Origin of the sequence: Paenibacillus sp. FSL R5-0908, assembly GCF_038006245.1 — a bacterium.
GTDB lineage: Bacteria > Bacillota > Bacilli > Paenibacillales > Paenibacillaceae > Paenibacillus_AQ > Paenibacillus_AQ odorifer.
The window spans coordinates 2,544,220-2,561,237 of record NZ_JBBOUV010000001.1 but is presented as its reverse complement, the minus strand read 5'-3'; the positions used below and the strand labels follow the sequence as shown (position 1 = coordinate 2,561,237).

Genomic DNA, 17,018 nt, shown 5'->3' with positions numbered 1-17,018 from the left:
CGACAATGTCGTCTCTTCTTATTGTACTGGCTTTTTGTATTTATCTACAAGTTAAACGGAGTTGAGAGTATTTGAGCAAATTACAATTAATCGCTACTGCCCCTATGGGCTTAGAAGCTGTGGTAGCGCGCGAATTAAACGAACTGGGTTATGAGACCAAGGTCGAGAACGGACGAGTATTATTCAGCGGTGATTACATCGATATCTGTCGCTGTAACTTGTGGCTGCGTACATCTGACCGCGTATTGGTTAAAATGGGCCAATTCCCTGCTAAAACCTTTGACGAGTTGTTCGAAGGGGTTAAAGCTTTGCCTTGGGAAGACTGGATTCCAGAGAATGGAGAATTCCCGGTTGAAGGACGGTCCCATAAATCACAACTAACGAGTGTACCCGCTTGCCAAGGGATTGTCAAAAAAGCCATCGTCGAGAAGCTGAAGCTTTCGTATCATACAGACTGGTTCCCGGAGAACGGTCCTCGATATGTGATCGAAGTGATTTTATTAAATGACATCGCTTTGATCACATTAGATACCACAGGACCCGCGCTTCACAAACGGGGTTACCGCAGACATGCAACAGAGGCTCCGCTGAAGGAAACGATGGCTGCTGCACTTATCCAGCTTAGCCGCTGGAATGGCCATCGGCCGCTGTTCGATCCATGTTGTGGTTCGGGAACACTGTTAATTGAAGCTGCCATGATCGCTTGGAATATTGCACCAGGACTACGCCGCTCATTCCCATCTGAACATTGGCCAGTCATCCCAAAACATCTTTGGGAAGAGGCTCGCGAAGAAGCTTTCGATGCTGTGCGCGACGATTATCCTTTGCAATTAACGGGTACGGACATCGATCCTGAAGCAATTGAAATTGCTGAAGCCGCCGCTAAGAGTGCTGGACTGTCCGGTGAAATCACCTTCAAAGTGATGGCTGCCGCCAAAGCAAGACCTGAAGGAGAATATGGTTGTATCATTACCAACCCTCCCTATGGGGAACGGATCAGTAATGACAAAGAAGTGGAGAAGCTGACCCGCCAGTTTGGTGAAATGATGATATATCTGCCAACATGGTCATTTTTTGCGATCAGCCCTTACAAGGAATTCGAACAATTTTACGGTCGTAAGGCAGACAAACGCCGCAAACTGTATAACGGACGTATCGAGTGTCAATATTATCAATACTTGGGTCCACTTCCACCTAGAAATCCGAAATAATTAGGATCACCCTTGTTTTGAATGCAGAACGGACATCTACCTCGTATGAGGAGGGTGTCCGTTTTTCTCCGAGTATAAGACTGTTTTAGTTTAGCGCCTATAACTTTACGCTCATATATTTCTACGAGAAACGTTTATCATCTAAAAAAGACAACAACGTTGTTTATTCTGGTTTTATTTATTTTCTGTGTTAGGAGGTTTTATAATGTCTGGCTTTCCATCAAGTCGGAGCAGCACAACCGTAACAAGTACAATAGCTGCTGTGCTTCGCTCGCGATATATCGGTTATCTCCTTTTTCTTGGCATCATGCTGGCCAAGTTATTATTTCTGCATAGTGGGCTGCATGCTCCCAATATAGATATGAACCGGCAGGACAAGTGGATTGCTGTAGGTTCAGTCATGTTATTGTCTTTTTGGACCCTGTGGCTTCCCCGCCGGGGACAGACGATAGCGTTGTTAAGTATAAACTTGCTTCTGACGCTGCTTATTTATTCGGATATCGTCTATTATCGTTATTTTCAGGATTTTATCACGGTACCCGTATTGTTTCAGGCTGGACAGATGGATGCACTTGGTGGAAGTATCTTCGCCCTACTGCGTCCTTCCGATCTTTATTTGTTCGCTGACTGGCTTCTGCTTATTGCCTATGGAATCGGAATAGGGTTATACCACCGGAAAACCCATACATACTTGTCTAATGCCGCCCCTCGCCGTTCTGGGCAATCTCACTCTTATTCTCAAACCGGTTATTCCCGCCGCTCTTCACGCCTGAGCAGGACGCTAAAAAGAAGCGTGAATGGCATCGTTGCTCTGGCGCTAGGTTGCGTGCTAACCTTTGGACCTATACACACCTACGCTACTACCTGGGCTAAAGATCTATTCACTGGCAACTGGTGGAGTCTGGCGATGTATAACGTAACCGGACTAATCGGTTTTCACGGTTATGATATTTACTTATATGCTAAAGATCATCTAGGTCCGCAGCCCGAGCTTTCGCAAGAAGAAGCCACCTCAATGCAGCTCTGGTTCAATGAACAAAACACTGAGCAAAGTGCCAATAATGACAGCTTTGGAAAATACAGCGGAAGCAACATCGTTGTTATTCAAGCTGAAGCTTTTATGAACTTTGTAGTTGGACGCTCAATATCCGGCCAGGAGATCACGCCTAATCTGAACGCTCTAATCAAAGAAAACACCTATTTCAGCAACTACTACCATCAGACCTCACAAGGCCGAACTTCCGATGCGGATTTCACGTCCAACGCTTCCCTGTACCCGCTGGTCTCCGGCTCGGTATTTGTCCGTTACCCGGATCATCAGTTTGACACGCTGCCTGCTATTTTGAAATCAAAGGGCTACAGTACCAATGCTTTTCATGCGTATGAAGGCAGCTTCTGGAATCGGCAGATTATGTATAACGCGATGGGTTATGACCATTTTTATAACAAAAAAGACTATACAATAGACGAACCTCTAGGCTGGTCTCTGGGTGACAAATCCTTTTTGCGGCAATCCCTCGAAATTATGAACACTTCAGAAACGATACAGCAACCTTTTTATTCATTTTTGACTACACTATCCAGCCATCATCCTTATTCTCTCCCTGCAGATAAACAAGGGCTTGATACTGGAGAGTTCAAGGGCACGATCTTCGGAGATTATTTGCAGGCTGTTCACTATACGGATGAAGCTTTAGGGGAAATGGTCAAAGAGATGAAGCAGCGTGGGCTGTGGGATAATACCATTGTTGCTTTCTATGGAGATCATGATAATTCGATCCAGGAGACCTCTTATTACGAACAATTTCTTGGCAAAAGCCTTAGCGCACTCGATATGCAGCAAATAATGCATCAGGTTCCCTTGCTCATTCATCTGCCAGGCTCTAACGCCTCTGTCCTAGATTCAGCTCCAGCGGGTCAGTTGGATCTTACACCTTCCTTGCTCCATTTGCTGGGGATCTCACGTGATCCTTATTATCTCATGGGCAATAATCTGTTTAGCGGGCATGAGCGTCTTGTAACGCTGCGATCCGGCGCCTATGCCGATGCAAAGCTGTCTTATCTCCCCAGCGAAAATGGGCAATTTGCCAGCGGAACCTGTTATAGTCTCGAAAGCCGGGAAGCCGTTGACGTAGGGGAGTGCAGTATCGGGTATGAGACCAGCAAGCTCCGGCTACAGATCTCCGACGATATCATGAAATATGATGGAATCAAGAAGCTCAAGAACACACAATCTGCACCTTAAGCTTACATCCGGGTAAACGAAGAGACTGTCCCAAAAACTACCGAAGATAGCTGCTGCGATATCCTCTCTATGTTGGACATTTACCACTTGATCGTTGTTGGAAGCACGTTTGGTTTTCCGATACGTGAAGTATCTCACTAACGGACACAGCTGACCCTAAACGCAGCATTATCCGAGATTTGGAATGCTAACGGACTCCAGAGCAGCTATTAGCCTGAAAAACGCCGATATGAGCCTCTTTCTGAGGAATAGCGTCACTGGGGTCCGAAATCTTGCTTTAAAGGTTAAAAACAGGCAAATAACGTCATCTGAGTCCGTAACCCCTATGAGATGAGGAGATGAGGAGACGGTGGGATGATGGTGGGATGATGGTGGGATGATGGGTCGATGAGATGAGGAGACGGAGAAATGACGGGACGATGGACATGATTGAAGTAAGCCGCCAATGGCAAGAAAACGCAGAGCAGCGATCCTCCAAATAACAGGAGAATCGCTGCTCTGTTTACTTTTACTTATTCTGAGAATGAAGAGGGATCGACCCTATTATCTTAGTTGATAAGAACTCAGTATTATTTCTGAACGGAGGGCTGTTTGATAAAAGCTTCTGCTTTCTTCAACACTTCATCCTCCGTTGGAGCACTCACATAACGACCATTCACATAAACAAAAGCCCGTTTGCCACATGGACCGCAGTACGACTTGCAGCCGACCTTGATCTCAGCATCAGGTGCCATTTTTTGCAGCTTAGGGATAATACTTTTCAACTTCATGAAATTACATTCATCGCACACTTGTATTTCGTTAGCCATGGAGCAACCCTTCTTTGTGTTCGAAATTTACAGGCGAGTGTTTAGTGATCGCCGTGATTACCTTTAGAGGGATTCGTAATGACAAAACCTTCTTGTGGAAGATACAAATAATCAACGACCACGCCATCAAGGAGTGGTTGGCTCGGATCAAGAATAACATCGATTTCCTTATCTGTCGATACTACAACATCGTTCTCTTTAGGCGTGTCCAAGTCCAGTCCGTAGTGAGCATGATCACCGTGTGCATGTGTAATTGCTACGCGCAGCTTCAACTCGCTGTTTCCTTCAAGCTCCATTTGTTTCTTTATCACTTTAGCCGCATTACGGGTAATTTTGACCTTCATCTATATTCCATCTCCTAGTCCGAAAATTAAATACTCAATTACTTATTTTAAAGGTAAATGATATCTAAAAGCAACTATATTGGCTAATTAGCTCTGAAGTTCTTGTCGAAAATGTGCGGTGTTACCCTATTCACCCTGCTGAAGGGTGGGATATTTCCGTCCCATTCGTGACACGAACCAGCCCATCAGCAGCATGGTCACTCCAATATCATCGATCGGAATAAATGGCATGAAGTCCGGCAAGACCCAATAGAGCAGTACTGGAATTGTAAATAACAGCTTGTCCCCCATTGCTACTTTAGGGGAGCGGATGTATTGCCAGGAGCTACTGAAGATATGGGACCATTGTTTTAGTGACAGTATTTTTTTCAGTTTCATGGTGACCCTCCTCCCAAATAAAAAGGATACAGCCGCGGATAACGTGTAGTGACGACAGCGGCCATACCCTATGGTTTATTTTACGCAAGTTTACTGCAAATGTTTCATAATTATTTCACATTGGAAAGGAGCGTTGCCAATATAAGTCCTGTTTCCAGGGCCATATCTTCAAAATCTGCTAGTGGCAGCGGATTTTTGCCAATCCCAAGCTCCACAGTAAATCCAGGTTTGCGGAAGGTCTGAATAAACCAATCCTTATATCCGGCATCACTTCCAGTCAGCTCCACTGCCCGGTAACTGCTCGCAACTGCCAGCTGCGCGGCTAATTCGCGGCTCTCGGGAGGCTCATACCCGCGGTAGTTCCAATAAATCTCTCCTCCTTGGCTATGCAGAGACACTGCAGCTTCGCCAGGCGCTTTCTCAGCCAGGGCTGCCAGAGCAGCTGCTTCAGGCTCACTCAGCGGCTCAGGGCCGCTGTAATCCCGCGGTGAGGGCTGCTTTACTCCCCGACGTTCCCGCTCCTCTTCCCAATGAGCGGGAAATTGATCCCCAAGATCCACACCGCGGATGTTAGCTTTCCAATGCCGGAAGCTGCTTCGTCCACCATTCCATTTCATGAGGTCATCATAAAACGGATGGTCAGGCAAAACCCCTTCCTGAACCAGCTCCACGCCATCTGGATTAGCCATAGGCACAACCCATAATGTCCAGTTTTGGAACCAAACCTCAGGGTTGTGTCCATTCCATTCCAAGCCTTCAGCATAAGCTGCTGCATACTCCTCTATGAAGGACATCAAGCATGGCGAAGTCAGCCATTCATTGGCATGTAAAGCGGCGTTAACATGCAGATGACGAGTGCCGTTCCCGATCTTGAGTACATGGAGTGGCTTGCCGAGTACGCTCGTGCCTATTGTGGCTGCTTGTATAAACGGGTATTGGACAAGCAAGCTGGCAATGTCGCTCTCAACATCAGACGGACCATACTCCCCGCGCAGAAACACCACGCGGTCTGGAATCGGGGGTGGAATGACAAGTATTTTTCCAGGTGTACAGCAGCGCCCTGAGGTCACACCAGGGTTAAGCTTCTCCAAATCCTCTAAATTCACATTAAATAATGAGATTATCCGTTCTGGAGTGTCCCCTTCCTGCACAGCATACCTTTTACGCGGCGAAGATGGCAGAAATAAAACCTGGCCTGGGTATAAATAAGATTGTCTCCCAACCCATGGATTACCTTGAATAACATGCTTAGGAGTTAATCCATGTAGAGCGGCAATTCGGCTTACGGTATCTCCCCTGTTTGCAATATATTGTCGCATTAGGTCTCATCCTCTCGGCCTTAAATTGCTGATACAGCAATACAAAAACAGCGGCATACAGCACTTAACACTATTGTATGCAAGCGCCACTACCCGGCATGAAGGAGAAATGAATCACAAGAAAAAACAACGTCATCGCCCTTTATAGATGGCTACCATTTCTCATGAAAATAAGGATATTACAGTTCCACAGCATATAAATGCTTATATTTCAAAAAAACAGACCGGGAAATGTGCTTTCCCAGTCTGTTTTTCTTTTACACTCCCATAGAGTTTGTCCCTATTCAATTCAACATTGCTCCTGCTTATAACGTGGATACTTGCCACACTACTGGAGTACGTCTAATTTGTTCTCCAAGCCAGTCTCGCGCGATGCTTTGAAACATCTCAGCATCACCGCTGCAGAAGAACTGATGAATTGGACTTTCATCGCCAATGGACAGCTTGCCTTTGTCATATAAAATTGTGCTGATCTCACGAGCGGTCTCATCTGCAGAACTGATCAGCTTGACTCCCGATCCCATAGTCTCACCAATGGGTTCTACAAGAAATGGATAATGAGTGCATCCTAAAATTAAAGTATCGATGTTAGTGTCTTTAATGCCTTCTAGTGCCTCTTCTACGATATCGTAACTTTTCTCTGAGCGGAACTTGCCTTGCTCGACAAGTGGGACAAGCGCTGGACAGGCTTGACTTACAACCTCAACAAAAGGGGACAATTGCTTTAATGCGTTAGTATAAGCTCCGCTGTTGATGGTTCCTACCGTACCGATCACGCCGACATGTCCGCTTTTGGTTGCGCTAATTGCTGCGCGGGCTCCGGGATGAATCACCCCAATTACAGGGATGGAGACCTTCGCTGAGATATAATCGAGTGCCGCAGCTGTTGCGGTATTACAAGCGATAACGATCATTTTAGGATTAAACTGGATCAAATAATCTACAATTTGTTCAGTAAACAGTTGTACTTCCTCGGTCGAACGGGGTCCGTACGGAGCTCGGGCAGTATCTCCGAAATAAATGATCTTCTCCCGCGGGAGTTGCCTCATCACTTCTTTGACAACTGTTAACCCTCCCACACCTGAGTCTAATATTGCTATAGCTTGCTGCACGAACACACCGCTTCCTTCTACTTGTTTTGTGTAGCTTATGTAAGGTGAAAACAAAATGTACCTGGCTTTCAGCCCCAATTGCAGATATTACTCCTTTTGCCCTCTTAGTTCAAGACTAGTCTTCTTCCATCATTTAACAAGCGGGTGCAAACTAATTAAAAAAGCCACCCTCCGCCCAATGCGAAAAAGCGGCTCTATTATAAGAGAATGAGTACTCTTTTACCACTGAAACAGAGGATTTAAACCACGGTCCCATTATAGAATTTCTTTATCAACCTTGTCATCTTGAACGACTTCTTCAAGGCTAACTTCTTCGCTTACATCTTCACTAATAGTGGCCTCAACCAACTCAGTTTCCACTTCCAAAGTGGCAGCAGCCTCTTCAACAGCTTCAACAGCTTCTACAGCGTCAACTGCTTCTACAGCATCTTCTGTAGCAATACCGCTTACAGTTACTGTGATTTTTTCTTCTTCATCAACAGCATTCGCACATGATTTGCTCCATTCCCGAACTTCATGCACTACATGCCCAATCGAATCTTTTGCTTTGTCATAAATCTCAATGCTCTTGTCTCCGGCTTGAACGGCAATTTCTTGAACCTTCTCAATACCAGCGGCAGTTCCTTCCGCAATATCCTTGCGCAGCTCTTTACCTGGTTTAGGTGCGAACAGCAGTGCTGTTACCGATCCAACCACACTGCCGACTAAAGCGCCCCATAATAAGCCTTTGGTGTCCTTTTTCATCGTTTCATCTCTCCTTTAAATTCATTGCTCCCCGCTCTACCGGGCTAATGCCTATATCTGCTATATCATAAGCAGCAGGGGATTGTCTTGTGACTAATTATTATAACTTTTCAGAAGTTTTGTCTGTAACATTTTTGGGTACGATAGCGTAGCGGCAGCAATGGCCGCCCTCTGCCATACATTCATTACGTGTTACCTTAGCATCCAGCAGTTCTTCGAAAAGACTATGCTCACATTGGCAAGCCTTACGATACTGGGTAGCCACTTGGCGAATCGGGCAATTGTACTCCCTTATGACATATGAGCCATCCTCTTCGCGGTTCCATTCTGCCATATATCCACCGGCATTTTGGATGGAAGATAATTCGGCGACGCGTTCTTCCAAATTCCGCCGTTCCATCATCGGAGCATACTGAGCGAGCATCCGGCGGCGGCGTCCTTCAAATAATGTATTAACAGCATCCAGTCCACTGCCGTAATCCAATTCACGCAGAAGCTCCAAAGCCAAGTTGTGATAACTTTTTGGAAAATATTCTTCGGCTCTCTCCGTTAATGAGTACATATGTAAAGGCCGCCCCATCGCTTGCCGGACCACTTTTGTCTTTGCAAGCCCTTCTTGCTCCAGCTGAAGCACATGACGACGGACACCCATCTCTGTAATTCCCAATTCTTCTGCCAGCGCGCCGATGGTCAGTGTTCCTTTCGTCTTCAGGAGCGTCATAATCATTTGTCTTGTCGATCCGTTTTCCTGCCCCATCTTCATCATAAAGGAACCCCTCTCTTTCACGGCTATCGCCTATTCTATGTGATTCTATCCTATGTTATTATAGCGGTACGCTGGCTCCAAGCTCCTGGTCCAAATATTTCCGTACCTCAACGGCAAACTGCTCAAGTACTTCCGAAAGAATGGGGGTAAGTGGATGCAGATCACCTCTCTCCCAGGCATAATAATCCTGAACGAGTGGCTTACGCAGAGCAACTAATTCTATCAATCTTTCATAAATCTCACTTTGACCTAGCACTTTCTCTTCATGAATAATAGAAATTATATCCTCATAACTTCCAGCATCACGCATAATAAACCCGTCAATGAGACAGCTACCAACGTCTGTTACAACCTCTATTGCCAGATGGAGGCAGCGTTCTTGTATTAGTCCGGTTAATGTTGTACCCTCCCAGGAAGCTGCTACAGTCCGAAGACCAGCGGTAATATCAGGGATTTGAGCAAGAATGGTTTCGATTTGATTGCGGTTGACATAATACACAGCAATACCCCCATGTCGATAATAGTTAGAGAATCGTCCTAATCTCTACTTACCGCGTTTGCCACGGCGTTTCAGCCAGAAGAACATTACGAAACATGCTCCGAGAAAAACGACTAAATAAGTTAACGCTTCCATTGGATACTCAAGCTCACGCATTCCTGTCACCGCTTCCGGTATAAAATGATGATACTATATTCAAGCAGCAGCTTAAATTTCGTAATCTACAGCAATTGAGAGCTCTTTGACTTCATTAATGTGAGCAATAACCTCTTTATGAGCCGGGTGAACCTGATACGCCTGTAAATCCTCTAGAGAAGCCACTTCTGTGACTAGAGCAATATCAAAGGAACGATCGGAATGAATGATGTCAGCACCCACCTCGATGGAGAGAAGCTGCGGGATCTTGTCTTCCATATTACGCAGTACCGCTACCGTTGCTGCTACGCTTTCTTCGGACCGATCTTTTAATTTGAAAAACACAATATGTTTGATCATTCTATATCGCTCCCTAATGTAATATTGTAATTAGATATTAAAAATATATCATAAGCGTAGCTGTTCTGAAAGAAACTTAAACGGTGTTGTCAGAAATAGCAGCATTAACCATTGCCGATATACCAGAAAGTGTTGTAGTATATTTTTAAAAAATCGGAGGAATTATGCCTAATAACCAACAAGAAACTCATAATATCCAGGCGTGGTCTCTGATCAATCGCAAATACCTTGGACAAGGCGTTCGAGTCAAAAGATTTCGCCGTCCAAAGCGCAGCCAGATTAGAAACCGTGTGCTGCTTGCTGTATTGATGGCTAAGGATATCAAGCTGTCACGACTCGCAGAAGAGCTTGGTATATCCTCACGCAGTGTAAGCGCTTGGGTATACGAAGGTCGTATCCCTTCCAACAATAACATTGACAAGACCTGCCGCCTATTGGGGTACCCACCCCACATTCTGTTCAATGAAGCATTGATTCGTCAAAGCCCTATTGTATGTCAGCCTACACCCTCACGTTTTATGAAAAGAAGTATTACCAGTTCACCGCGCAGCAATGTTATCCTGACCGGACTTTGTATGGTTTACGATTTCTCAGTAACGGATGTAAGTATCTGGATAGGCGTCCATCCTGGAACATTTCGAAAATGGCTCCACAACAGCCATCTGCCGACCCCTGCTCTGCAGGAAAAAGCCGAAGCTTTCTTTCGGATTCCACGCCATATTCTATTTGCAGACTGCGGAACGCTCTAATACAATCCTCTCACAAAACACGTCTAACACAGCCCTTCTTCAAGAAATCATGAGAAGGGTTATTTGCCATACCTTTTTTTCTTAAAAAGAGGTCATACTACTGTGTGTAAATATATTGTGTAGTACTAAAGAACGGGTCAGGAGGCGCAAGATGAAACTTAACGGAATACTGTCAAAGGGCTATACCGATACTTGGAATGTGGCCCCTGGTGTCATTGGACTTCGCACTATGTTTGTAAATGTCGCATTAATTGGCCAGCCCTCTTCGGATTGGGTTCTTGTAGATACTGGTCTTAGCTCATATACAGGCAATATTATTGATTTTGCTACGGAGCATTATGATAAACCTCCGGTGGCAATTATCCTGACGCATGGGCATTTTGACCATATTGGGGGTGTAAAAAGGCTTGTTGAGGAATGGAATGTGCCTGTATATGCTCATCCGCTAGAACTACCTTTTCTGACAGGTAAAGAAGACTACCCTCCAGCCGATCCGGCCGTAGGCGGCGGGCTTATGAGCATGATTTCCCCTTTATTTTCACATCATGGCATTGACCTTGGTTCAGCCGTTCATCCCTTGCCGGAAGACAGGACTGTCCCTGGTGCGAAGGGCTGGGAATGGATCCATACCCCTGGACATAGTCCTGGACATATCTCCCTGTTCAGGCCTGAGGATAGAGTGCTGATCGCAGGTGATACGTTCCTTACGGTCAAACAGGAATCCGTATTTGCAGTGGCTACGCAGCATCAGGTGGTGCATGGCCCACCCTCTTATTTCACGACAGACTGGGAAGCTGCTGAGAAATCGGTCCGTACCCTCGCCTTGCTGAATCCACATCATGTTCTTTCGGGACATGGAGTACCTATGGAAGGTGAGGAGCTGTCCACTCAGCTTGCTCATTTATGCAAAAATTTCAAAGAAATGGCGCTACCGGGTCAAGGTAAATTTGTGTAAAAAAGGTACTCCTGATCAGCGCACAGAGGTCTAGGGAAAAAGTCCCTATAATTCATTTGATATAGCCAATTCACGGATATTCAACGAAATTATAGGGAGTTCCTCCCTTAATTATTTGTTTAGTGCAGATTTACGTGCGACTATATATCTCAGTATGTATTGATGTTTTTTTCCAAGCGGTCCACATAAAGTCTCCACACATGAGCCAGTCGAAATTATTTTCGAACCTGCAAAATGTTGTCTTAAATCTTCATCACTAAAAAAATGGGCGTATTTTCCCTCTTTGTATTCGTAGGTTCCCGGTTCCAAAAGTGTTCCACAGCCGTTGTTCGCATCCTCATCGGAAAAGCTGGTAAAATAGAGCAAGCCATCCGGCCGCAGCTGTTCCAGACAATTAGCTACGAGCCTGCGGCGATCCTCTTCGAGAAATAAATGCAATACGTCATAGCAGTAGACAGCATCAACCTGTACTTCAGAAATAGGATCTAATACGGAACCTGAGATAAAATGGCTCTTGGGGTCCCATTCTGCCGCCATCTTTAACGCGTCCTCGCTCAACTCAATGCCTAAGGTCTTAAACTCATCTGAGAACACCTTCGTATTTCTTCCGTATCCCGCACCTGGGACTAAAACTGATTTCACGTTATGTTGCCGGAATATATCCCTTGCTGCCTGAGCTGTAGGACTAGGTTCACTCCCCCAGATCATACCTTCCTGAGCAAATCTTCGATTCCAGTATTCGGACATAGATTAGACCTTCTTTTTAAATTTATTCGCTAATTTCATCGCAAGGAACTGAGGGATCAGGTTCAGCATACTAAAAAATATAAACGACCCTGTAGGTCCAAGTGGTTTGAAAAACGCCCCGTCCCAACCGCCTTCCCCTGACAAGTTGCTAATAAAATAATAAGAGACAAATGCAGAAACGATATTCCCAATGACTATAGCAATTATATTATTAGACCATTTTCCCAAAAAAGCTATTAGCGATGTTATGACGATCATCATTAAATAACCAACCATTGAACCATGATTGAAATCTTTATCCATCGCGAAATATACAAATGGAAAACAGTACACAATAATGATCAGGAGATTCAATCCTAATTTTCTCACTGCATCCCCTCCTCAGCTAGTATTTCACTCTATACCAATACTGATAAATCTCCTTAAAACCCAGCTTGTCATACAAAGCTGAAGCCCCCGCATTCGCTTGCACAACTTGTAGAAAGGAAGTTGTTGCTCCCTTTGCTCTACCCCAATTAAGCAACGCTAGCAGCAGCTGTTCCGCCATTCCCTTTCTACGATGAGCAGGGGAAGTGACAATATCATACAGACCCAAGTACCCGTTCTGAATCACACCAAGACCACAGGCGGCAGGAACACCCTGATTAAACAACAGGACATAACCCTGCTGCAAATGTGATGCAGACAACATTCTAGTTAAGGTTTCACGGTTCTTATCAGACAACCCGGTAAGCTCACTGAAGGCGTGCAGCCACTCTTCAGTTAAACTCTCCTGTATCTGAACCGTATAACGCAGATCGGGGCTCGCTAAGCCCCCCAGATCAAGAAGCCTTACAGATGAAGGCTCGGCAATTGTATAGCCACGCTCTGCAAGAATCTCATCAAGCTTTGCCGGCTGGATGTAGGGGGTTATTTTGAACACGGACTGTAGTCCAGCATGCTCATAATACCGCTCCGCAAGCTTGATTTGTTCTGCGAGTTCAACCTGAGAGCTGTCAGCCCCGTATAATGGATTGACCGAATTGGCCCTTTTTGTATAACCAGCTGCCGAACGTAGAATCCAGCCCTGCAGGAGTACACTTTGCTCCGCCGGCCAAGTATTAAGTGTGATTTCTTCTACGAATTTATACAGCTTAATCCGCTCCTTTTGAAGCACGTTTATTACGCATCGCAGGCAGTAATTTCACAGCCCCCTCCCCTTGGGAGGTAAAATAGTCATATTCGGGAGACTCTTTGCCATAGAGAGCTATCTTCCCCTCACCGTTATAATGAACACCCCAACCAAAACGCTTTGGCAGCAGTGAAGCCCTTAGACAAGGATGATTTTTGGAAAATAGTTCGTTCCATATTTCTTCCTTACGGGCCAAACGTTCTTCCTGTGGAATTTGTTTATGGCGCACATGAACCTCGTACAGAAGTTCTTCATGATTGTATTTGTAGGGCTCATTAATTAACAGTTCATATTGAATCACATGTGCAGGCGGGAGCGTTCGGCAAGACATCGGAGGAACTCCTATTTCCTCAGGGCAGTCCTCTGCTACACGAATAAAAGTATCGGTATAGCTCATTTGCATCACCTCCATCTTAAATAGAAATATATTCCTTCTATGATAAATCATTTTCCTATTCTAAGCATAGCCGAATTTTCTGAAGCCCATGATGGATGAACAGCAAAAACGGCCAATCCTCTAAACTACGGAGGATTGGCCGTTCTCATTTACCAACTCGACTTGGTAATACCCGGAATCTGACCTTTATGCGCCAATTCGCGGAAAACAATTCGGGAAACATTAAATTTCCGCAAATAGCCTCGAGGTCTGCCAGACACTTTGCATCTATTTTTTTGACGAGTTGCGGAGGAATCACGTGGCAGCTTTTGCAAAGCCATATAGTCCCCTTGTTCCTTTAGTTCTTTTCTTTTAACAGCGTATTTGGCAACTAGTGCTTGTCTCATCAATTCTTTCACAACTTTAGATTTCTTGGCCATAGTTCGTTCTCCTTCCATCCTTTAAATCTACTCGTTCAATGCACTCTTCAAGGCTTCCAGGTTCTTACACATGATTCCTAAATAGTCCAGGTTTTGACTGCGATCTTCCTCTGTTAATCCTTCAATTGGGTTTAGAACGGCTGCTTTGGCACCAATCTCTTTTGCTATTGTGTCTGCCACACTGGAGGATACAAGTGTCTCGAAGAAAATCGTCTTCACTTTATGCTCTTTCGCAAACTCCACAATCTTACTCATATTTGCGGCAGAAGGCTCCTGCTCCGGAGATAGTCCGGCAATCGGGACCTGAGTTAATCCATACTGCTTGGCAAGGTATCCAAAAGCCGCATGCTGAGTGATAAAATCCTTGCGTTTAGTATCCTTAAGACCGTCCTTAAATTCTTGATCCAGTTGCTCCAGCTTAGCTACATAAGCATCTGCATTTGTCTTAAAATCCTCGGCATGTTCAGGCGAGGCAGCAGCTAAAGCTGCTTCAATGTTACGCACTTCTTGAATGGCTAGTGCAGGATTGAGCCACACATGCGGATCTAATCCACCGTGATCATGCGAATGCTCTTCATGAGCATGTTCCCCTTCTTCATGATTATGCTCTCCTTCTTCATGAGCATGTTCCCCTTCTTCATGGTGGTGGTCAGCTTCTTCCTCTTCCGTGCCTTCCATGATGTCCAGACCCTTGCTCGCTTCTACAGTAATTAACGGAGTACCAGATACACTTTCCAGCACCTGATCTACCCAGCCTTCCATTCCTGCGCCATTATAGATCAGCATATCCGCATCTGAGATTTCTGCCATATCTTGTGCAGTCGGTTCCCAATCATGGGGTTCGATTCCTGCCGGTATGAGTGCTTCCACGTCCGCCAGATCTCCTGCCACATTTTTGGTAAACTCGTAAATTGGATAGAAACTTACTTTAATATTTAATTTAGATGACTCCGGAAGGGCTGTAGCTTCTGCGGCTCCAGAAGCATTCGTAGTAGTAGAAGAATTAACAGCATTATTACCGCATCCGGCGGCAATAAGTAACGCGGACAGGGACAAAATGGCTAAATGATGGATTCTAAATTTCATTGAGAGGTGTAACTCCTTTTCTGGAAATAGTTTTATGAATTCGCCGACGATTTCTTAGTCGGATCAGCTTCTGTACCAAAATTGCGATTAATAAAAACGATAGCAGTATAAGAGCAATCGTCCCACCAGGCGGTGTATTGATGTAATACGAGGCACTTAGGCCACTAAAAACGCCGAGTAACCCTACGCCGATTGAGATCAATATAGCTGTCGTAAAACCAGACGCTATACGCAAAGCAATCGAAGCTGGCAAAACAATAAGCGCTGAGACTAACAGCACTCCAACAACTGGCATCGCAGCAGCTACTGTCATTCCAGTTAGTACAGCAAACGAAAATGATAACCAGCCCACATGAACTCCACTGATACTAGCGGTCTCTTCATCAAAGGTCAGATTATATAAGGATCTGCGTAACACAATAAAATAGATCAGACCGATTACAGCAACCACAGCGATAATCTTTAATTGAGTGTCGCTGACCGCAACGATGGAACCAAACAGATAGGAACTGAAGCTTTTACTTAAATTCTGCTTTAAGCTCATAAGTACAACCGCCAATGCTAATCCAGAGGTCATAATAATAGCTACCGGAAGCTCACTATATGTACGATAAGAACGTCGAAGCTGTTCGATGACAATACCACCGAGAATCGCCACCATGAAACCACTTAGTGCCGGATTAAGCTGTAGTATTGAGCCTAGTGCCACTCCTGCAAGCGAAACATGAGAGAGGGTATCCGCCATTAGGACCTGACGGCGAAGCATGAGATATACTCCGAGCAGCGGACCGATAATGCCAATTAAACCACCGGCCCAAAATGCACGTTGCATGAATTCGTAACTAAACATTGCCAACCCTCATTCTCCTTTCGTTCCAGGCTGATCAACGTATCCAGATAGGAGCTGGTCTCTTCCAGGCCATGCGTCACCATGATTACGGTCCGGCCGTGTTCACTGACATCATGGCGCATCAGCTTATAGAACCCAATGCGACTGTCCAGATCCATCCCCGTAGTAGGTTCATCGAGAACCAATATCTGCGGCTGTTGTGCCAATGCTCGAGCGATGCAAATCCGCTGCTTCTGGCCGCCTGACAGTTCTCCTATCTTCCGGTCTCGCAAATGCCACATATCCACCTGCTTTAAACTTCGCTCGACGATCTCATCATGCTCAGGTGTAAAGCGTCTAAATAATCCCAGCCTTGGATAACAACCCGAGCGAACCAGTTCGATCACTTTACTTGGGAACCCTGCGTTAAAAGAAGCTACCTGCTGTGGAACATAGCCGATAACCATCTTTCCGTTATCTGATAACTCTTTATTCAACTGAACCGTTCCACTCCATGGACGAAGCAGGCCGAGCATTAGCTTCAGCAGGGTGGTTTTAGCAGCACCATTGGGTCCCGTTATACCAATAAACTGTCCGGTATGAATATCTAATGAAATATCATCAAGAACAGGTTCATCCCCATACCCGAACACTACATTCCGCATGGATGATAGGATCATCATGCCTCGCCTCCCTTCTGACTGTTGTTATGTCCACCTCAGATTAAATCGTAAGTTTTACGA

At 45.3% G+C, this 17,018-nt stretch carries 21 protein-coding genes; 4 read left to right on the top strand and 17 right to left on the bottom strand.

The window, feature by feature from the left end:
• The first annotated feature begins 71 nt into the window (after nt 1-71).
• Both MKZ09_RS11110 and MKZ09_RS11105 read left to right on the top strand, forming a co-directional pair.
• On the top strand, nt 72-1,211 hold the full coding sequence (locus MKZ09_RS11110; protein WP_036689227.1) for a THUMP domain-containing class I SAM-dependent RNA methyltransferase: 1,140 nt from the start codon (nt 72-74) through the stop codon (nt 1,209-1,211).
• A 205-nt stretch (nt 1,212-1,416) separates the two neighbouring features.
• Nucleotides 1,417-3,456: an LTA synthase family protein gene (locus MKZ09_RS11105; RefSeq protein ID WP_076203228.1), complete on the top strand. Its 2,040-nt coding sequence runs from the start codon at nt 1,417-1,419 to the stop codon at nt 3,454-3,456.
• A 569-nt stretch (nt 3,457-4,025) separates the two neighbouring features.
• Here MKZ09_RS11105 and MKZ09_RS11100 read toward each other — a convergent pair.
• The 9 genes from MKZ09_RS11100 to MKZ09_RS11060 form a co-directional block, all read right to left on the bottom strand.
• Entirely contained in the window at nt 4,026-4,265 is a 240-nt protein-coding gene (locus MKZ09_RS11100) for a DUF1450 domain-containing protein (protein ID WP_036689224.1), read from the bottom strand.
• Between the two features lie 41 nt (nt 4,266-4,306).
• Nucleotides 4,307-4,609, bottom strand: a complete 303-nt coding sequence (locus tag MKZ09_RS11095; RefSeq protein WP_036689223.1) for a HesB/IscA family protein — start codon at nt 4,607-4,609, stop codon at nt 4,307-4,309.
• A 126-nt stretch (nt 4,610-4,735) separates the two neighbouring features.
• On the bottom strand, nt 4,736-4,987 hold the full coding sequence (locus tag MKZ09_RS11090; RefSeq protein ID WP_036689222.1) for a hypothetical protein: 252 nt from the start codon (nt 4,985-4,987) through the stop codon (nt 4,736-4,738).
• A 110-nt stretch (nt 4,988-5,097) separates the two neighbouring features.
• Nucleotides 5,098-6,306 (bottom strand): M14 family metallopeptidase, encoded by a 1,209-nt coding sequence (locus MKZ09_RS11085; RefSeq protein WP_076203224.1) that lies wholly within the window; start codon nt 6,304-6,306, stop codon nt 5,098-5,100.
• A gap of 305 nt (nt 6,307-6,611) precedes the next feature.
• Nucleotides 6,612-7,418 (bottom strand): glutamate racemase, encoded by an 807-nt coding sequence (gene racE, locus MKZ09_RS11080; RefSeq protein ID WP_036689641.1) that lies wholly within the window; start codon nt 7,416-7,418, stop codon nt 6,612-6,614.
• A gap of 255 nt (nt 7,419-7,673) precedes the next feature.
• The gene (locus MKZ09_RS11075; protein WP_076133652.1) at nt 7,674-8,162 is read right to left on the bottom strand and encodes a YtxH domain-containing protein; all 489 of its coding nucleotides are present in this window, start codon (nt 8,160-8,162) and stop codon (nt 7,674-7,676) included.
• A 100-nt stretch (nt 8,163-8,262) separates the two neighbouring features.
• Nucleotides 8,263-8,928 (bottom strand): helix-turn-helix transcriptional regulator, encoded by a 666-nt coding sequence (locus MKZ09_RS11070; RefSeq protein ID WP_038569796.1) that lies wholly within the window; start codon nt 8,926-8,928, stop codon nt 8,263-8,265.
• A 58-nt stretch (nt 8,929-8,986) separates the two neighbouring features.
• Entirely contained in the window at nt 8,987-9,427 is a 441-nt protein-coding gene (locus MKZ09_RS11065) for a DUF86 domain-containing protein (RefSeq protein WP_076133653.1), read from the bottom strand.
• A 207-nt stretch (nt 9,428-9,634) separates the two neighbouring features.
• On the bottom strand, nt 9,635-9,922 hold the full coding sequence (locus MKZ09_RS11060) for a Dabb family protein (RefSeq protein WP_076203220.1): 288 nt from the start codon (nt 9,920-9,922) through the stop codon (nt 9,635-9,637).
• A 164-nt stretch (nt 9,923-10,086) separates the two neighbouring features.
• Between MKZ09_RS11060 and MKZ09_RS11055 the strand changes: the two genes are divergently transcribed.
• Both MKZ09_RS11055 and MKZ09_RS11050 read left to right on the top strand, forming a co-directional pair.
• Complete coding sequence (locus MKZ09_RS11055) at nt 10,087-10,671, top strand: helix-turn-helix domain-containing protein (protein WP_036679391.1); 585 nt, start codon at nt 10,087-10,089, stop codon at nt 10,669-10,671.
• 151 nt (nt 10,672-10,822) lie between these two features.
• On the top strand, nt 10,823-11,626 hold the full coding sequence (locus tag MKZ09_RS11050; protein WP_076203216.1) for an MBL fold metallo-hydrolase: 804 nt from the start codon (nt 10,823-10,825) through the stop codon (nt 11,624-11,626).
• A gap of 111 nt (nt 11,627-11,737) precedes the next feature.
• Here the strand turns inward: MKZ09_RS11050 and MKZ09_RS11045 are convergent, their stop codons facing one another.
• From MKZ09_RS11045 to MKZ09_RS11010, 8 genes are all read right to left on the bottom strand, one after another.
• A complete protein-coding gene (locus MKZ09_RS11045) occupies nt 11,738-12,373 on the bottom strand; it encodes a class I SAM-dependent methyltransferase (protein WP_076203212.1) in 636 nt (211 codons plus the stop codon).
• Between the two features lie 3 nt (nt 12,374-12,376).
• On the bottom strand, nt 12,377-12,742 hold the full coding sequence (locus MKZ09_RS11040) for a hypothetical protein (RefSeq protein WP_076203207.1): 366 nt from the start codon (nt 12,740-12,742) through the stop codon (nt 12,377-12,379).
• 16 nt (nt 12,743-12,758) lie between these two features.
• Entirely contained in the window at nt 12,759-13,529 is a 771-nt protein-coding gene (locus MKZ09_RS11035) for a GNAT family N-acetyltransferase (RefSeq protein WP_081394218.1), read from the bottom strand.
• Nucleotides 13,507-13,941, bottom strand: a complete 435-nt coding sequence (locus tag MKZ09_RS11030; RefSeq protein WP_081383129.1) for a DUF6157 family protein — start codon at nt 13,939-13,941, stop codon at nt 13,507-13,509. The genes MKZ09_RS11035 and MKZ09_RS11030 overlap by 23 nt, the downstream gene beginning before the upstream one ends.
• Before the next feature lie 149 nt (nt 13,942-14,090).
• A complete protein-coding gene (gene rpsN / locus MKZ09_RS11025; protein ID WP_076133658.1) occupies nt 14,091-14,360 on the bottom strand; it encodes a 30S ribosomal protein S14 in 270 nt (89 codons plus the stop codon).
• A 27-nt stretch (nt 14,361-14,387) separates the two neighbouring features.
• A complete protein-coding gene (locus MKZ09_RS11020) occupies nt 14,388-15,446 on the bottom strand; it encodes a metal ABC transporter substrate-binding protein (protein WP_076203203.1) in 1,059 nt (352 codons plus the stop codon).
• On the bottom strand, nt 15,436-16,302 hold the full coding sequence (locus tag MKZ09_RS11015; protein ID WP_076133660.1) for a metal ABC transporter permease: 867 nt from the start codon (nt 16,300-16,302) through the stop codon (nt 15,436-15,438). Before MKZ09_RS11015 ends, MKZ09_RS11020 begins: the two co-directional genes overlap by 11 nt.
• Nucleotides 16,248-16,955: a metal ABC transporter ATP-binding protein gene (locus MKZ09_RS11010; protein ID WP_076133689.1), complete on the bottom strand. Its 708-nt coding sequence runs from the start codon at nt 16,953-16,955 to the stop codon at nt 16,248-16,250. Before MKZ09_RS11010 ends, MKZ09_RS11015 begins: the two co-directional genes overlap by 55 nt.
• Between the last annotated feature and the right edge of the window lie 63 nt (nt 16,956-17,018).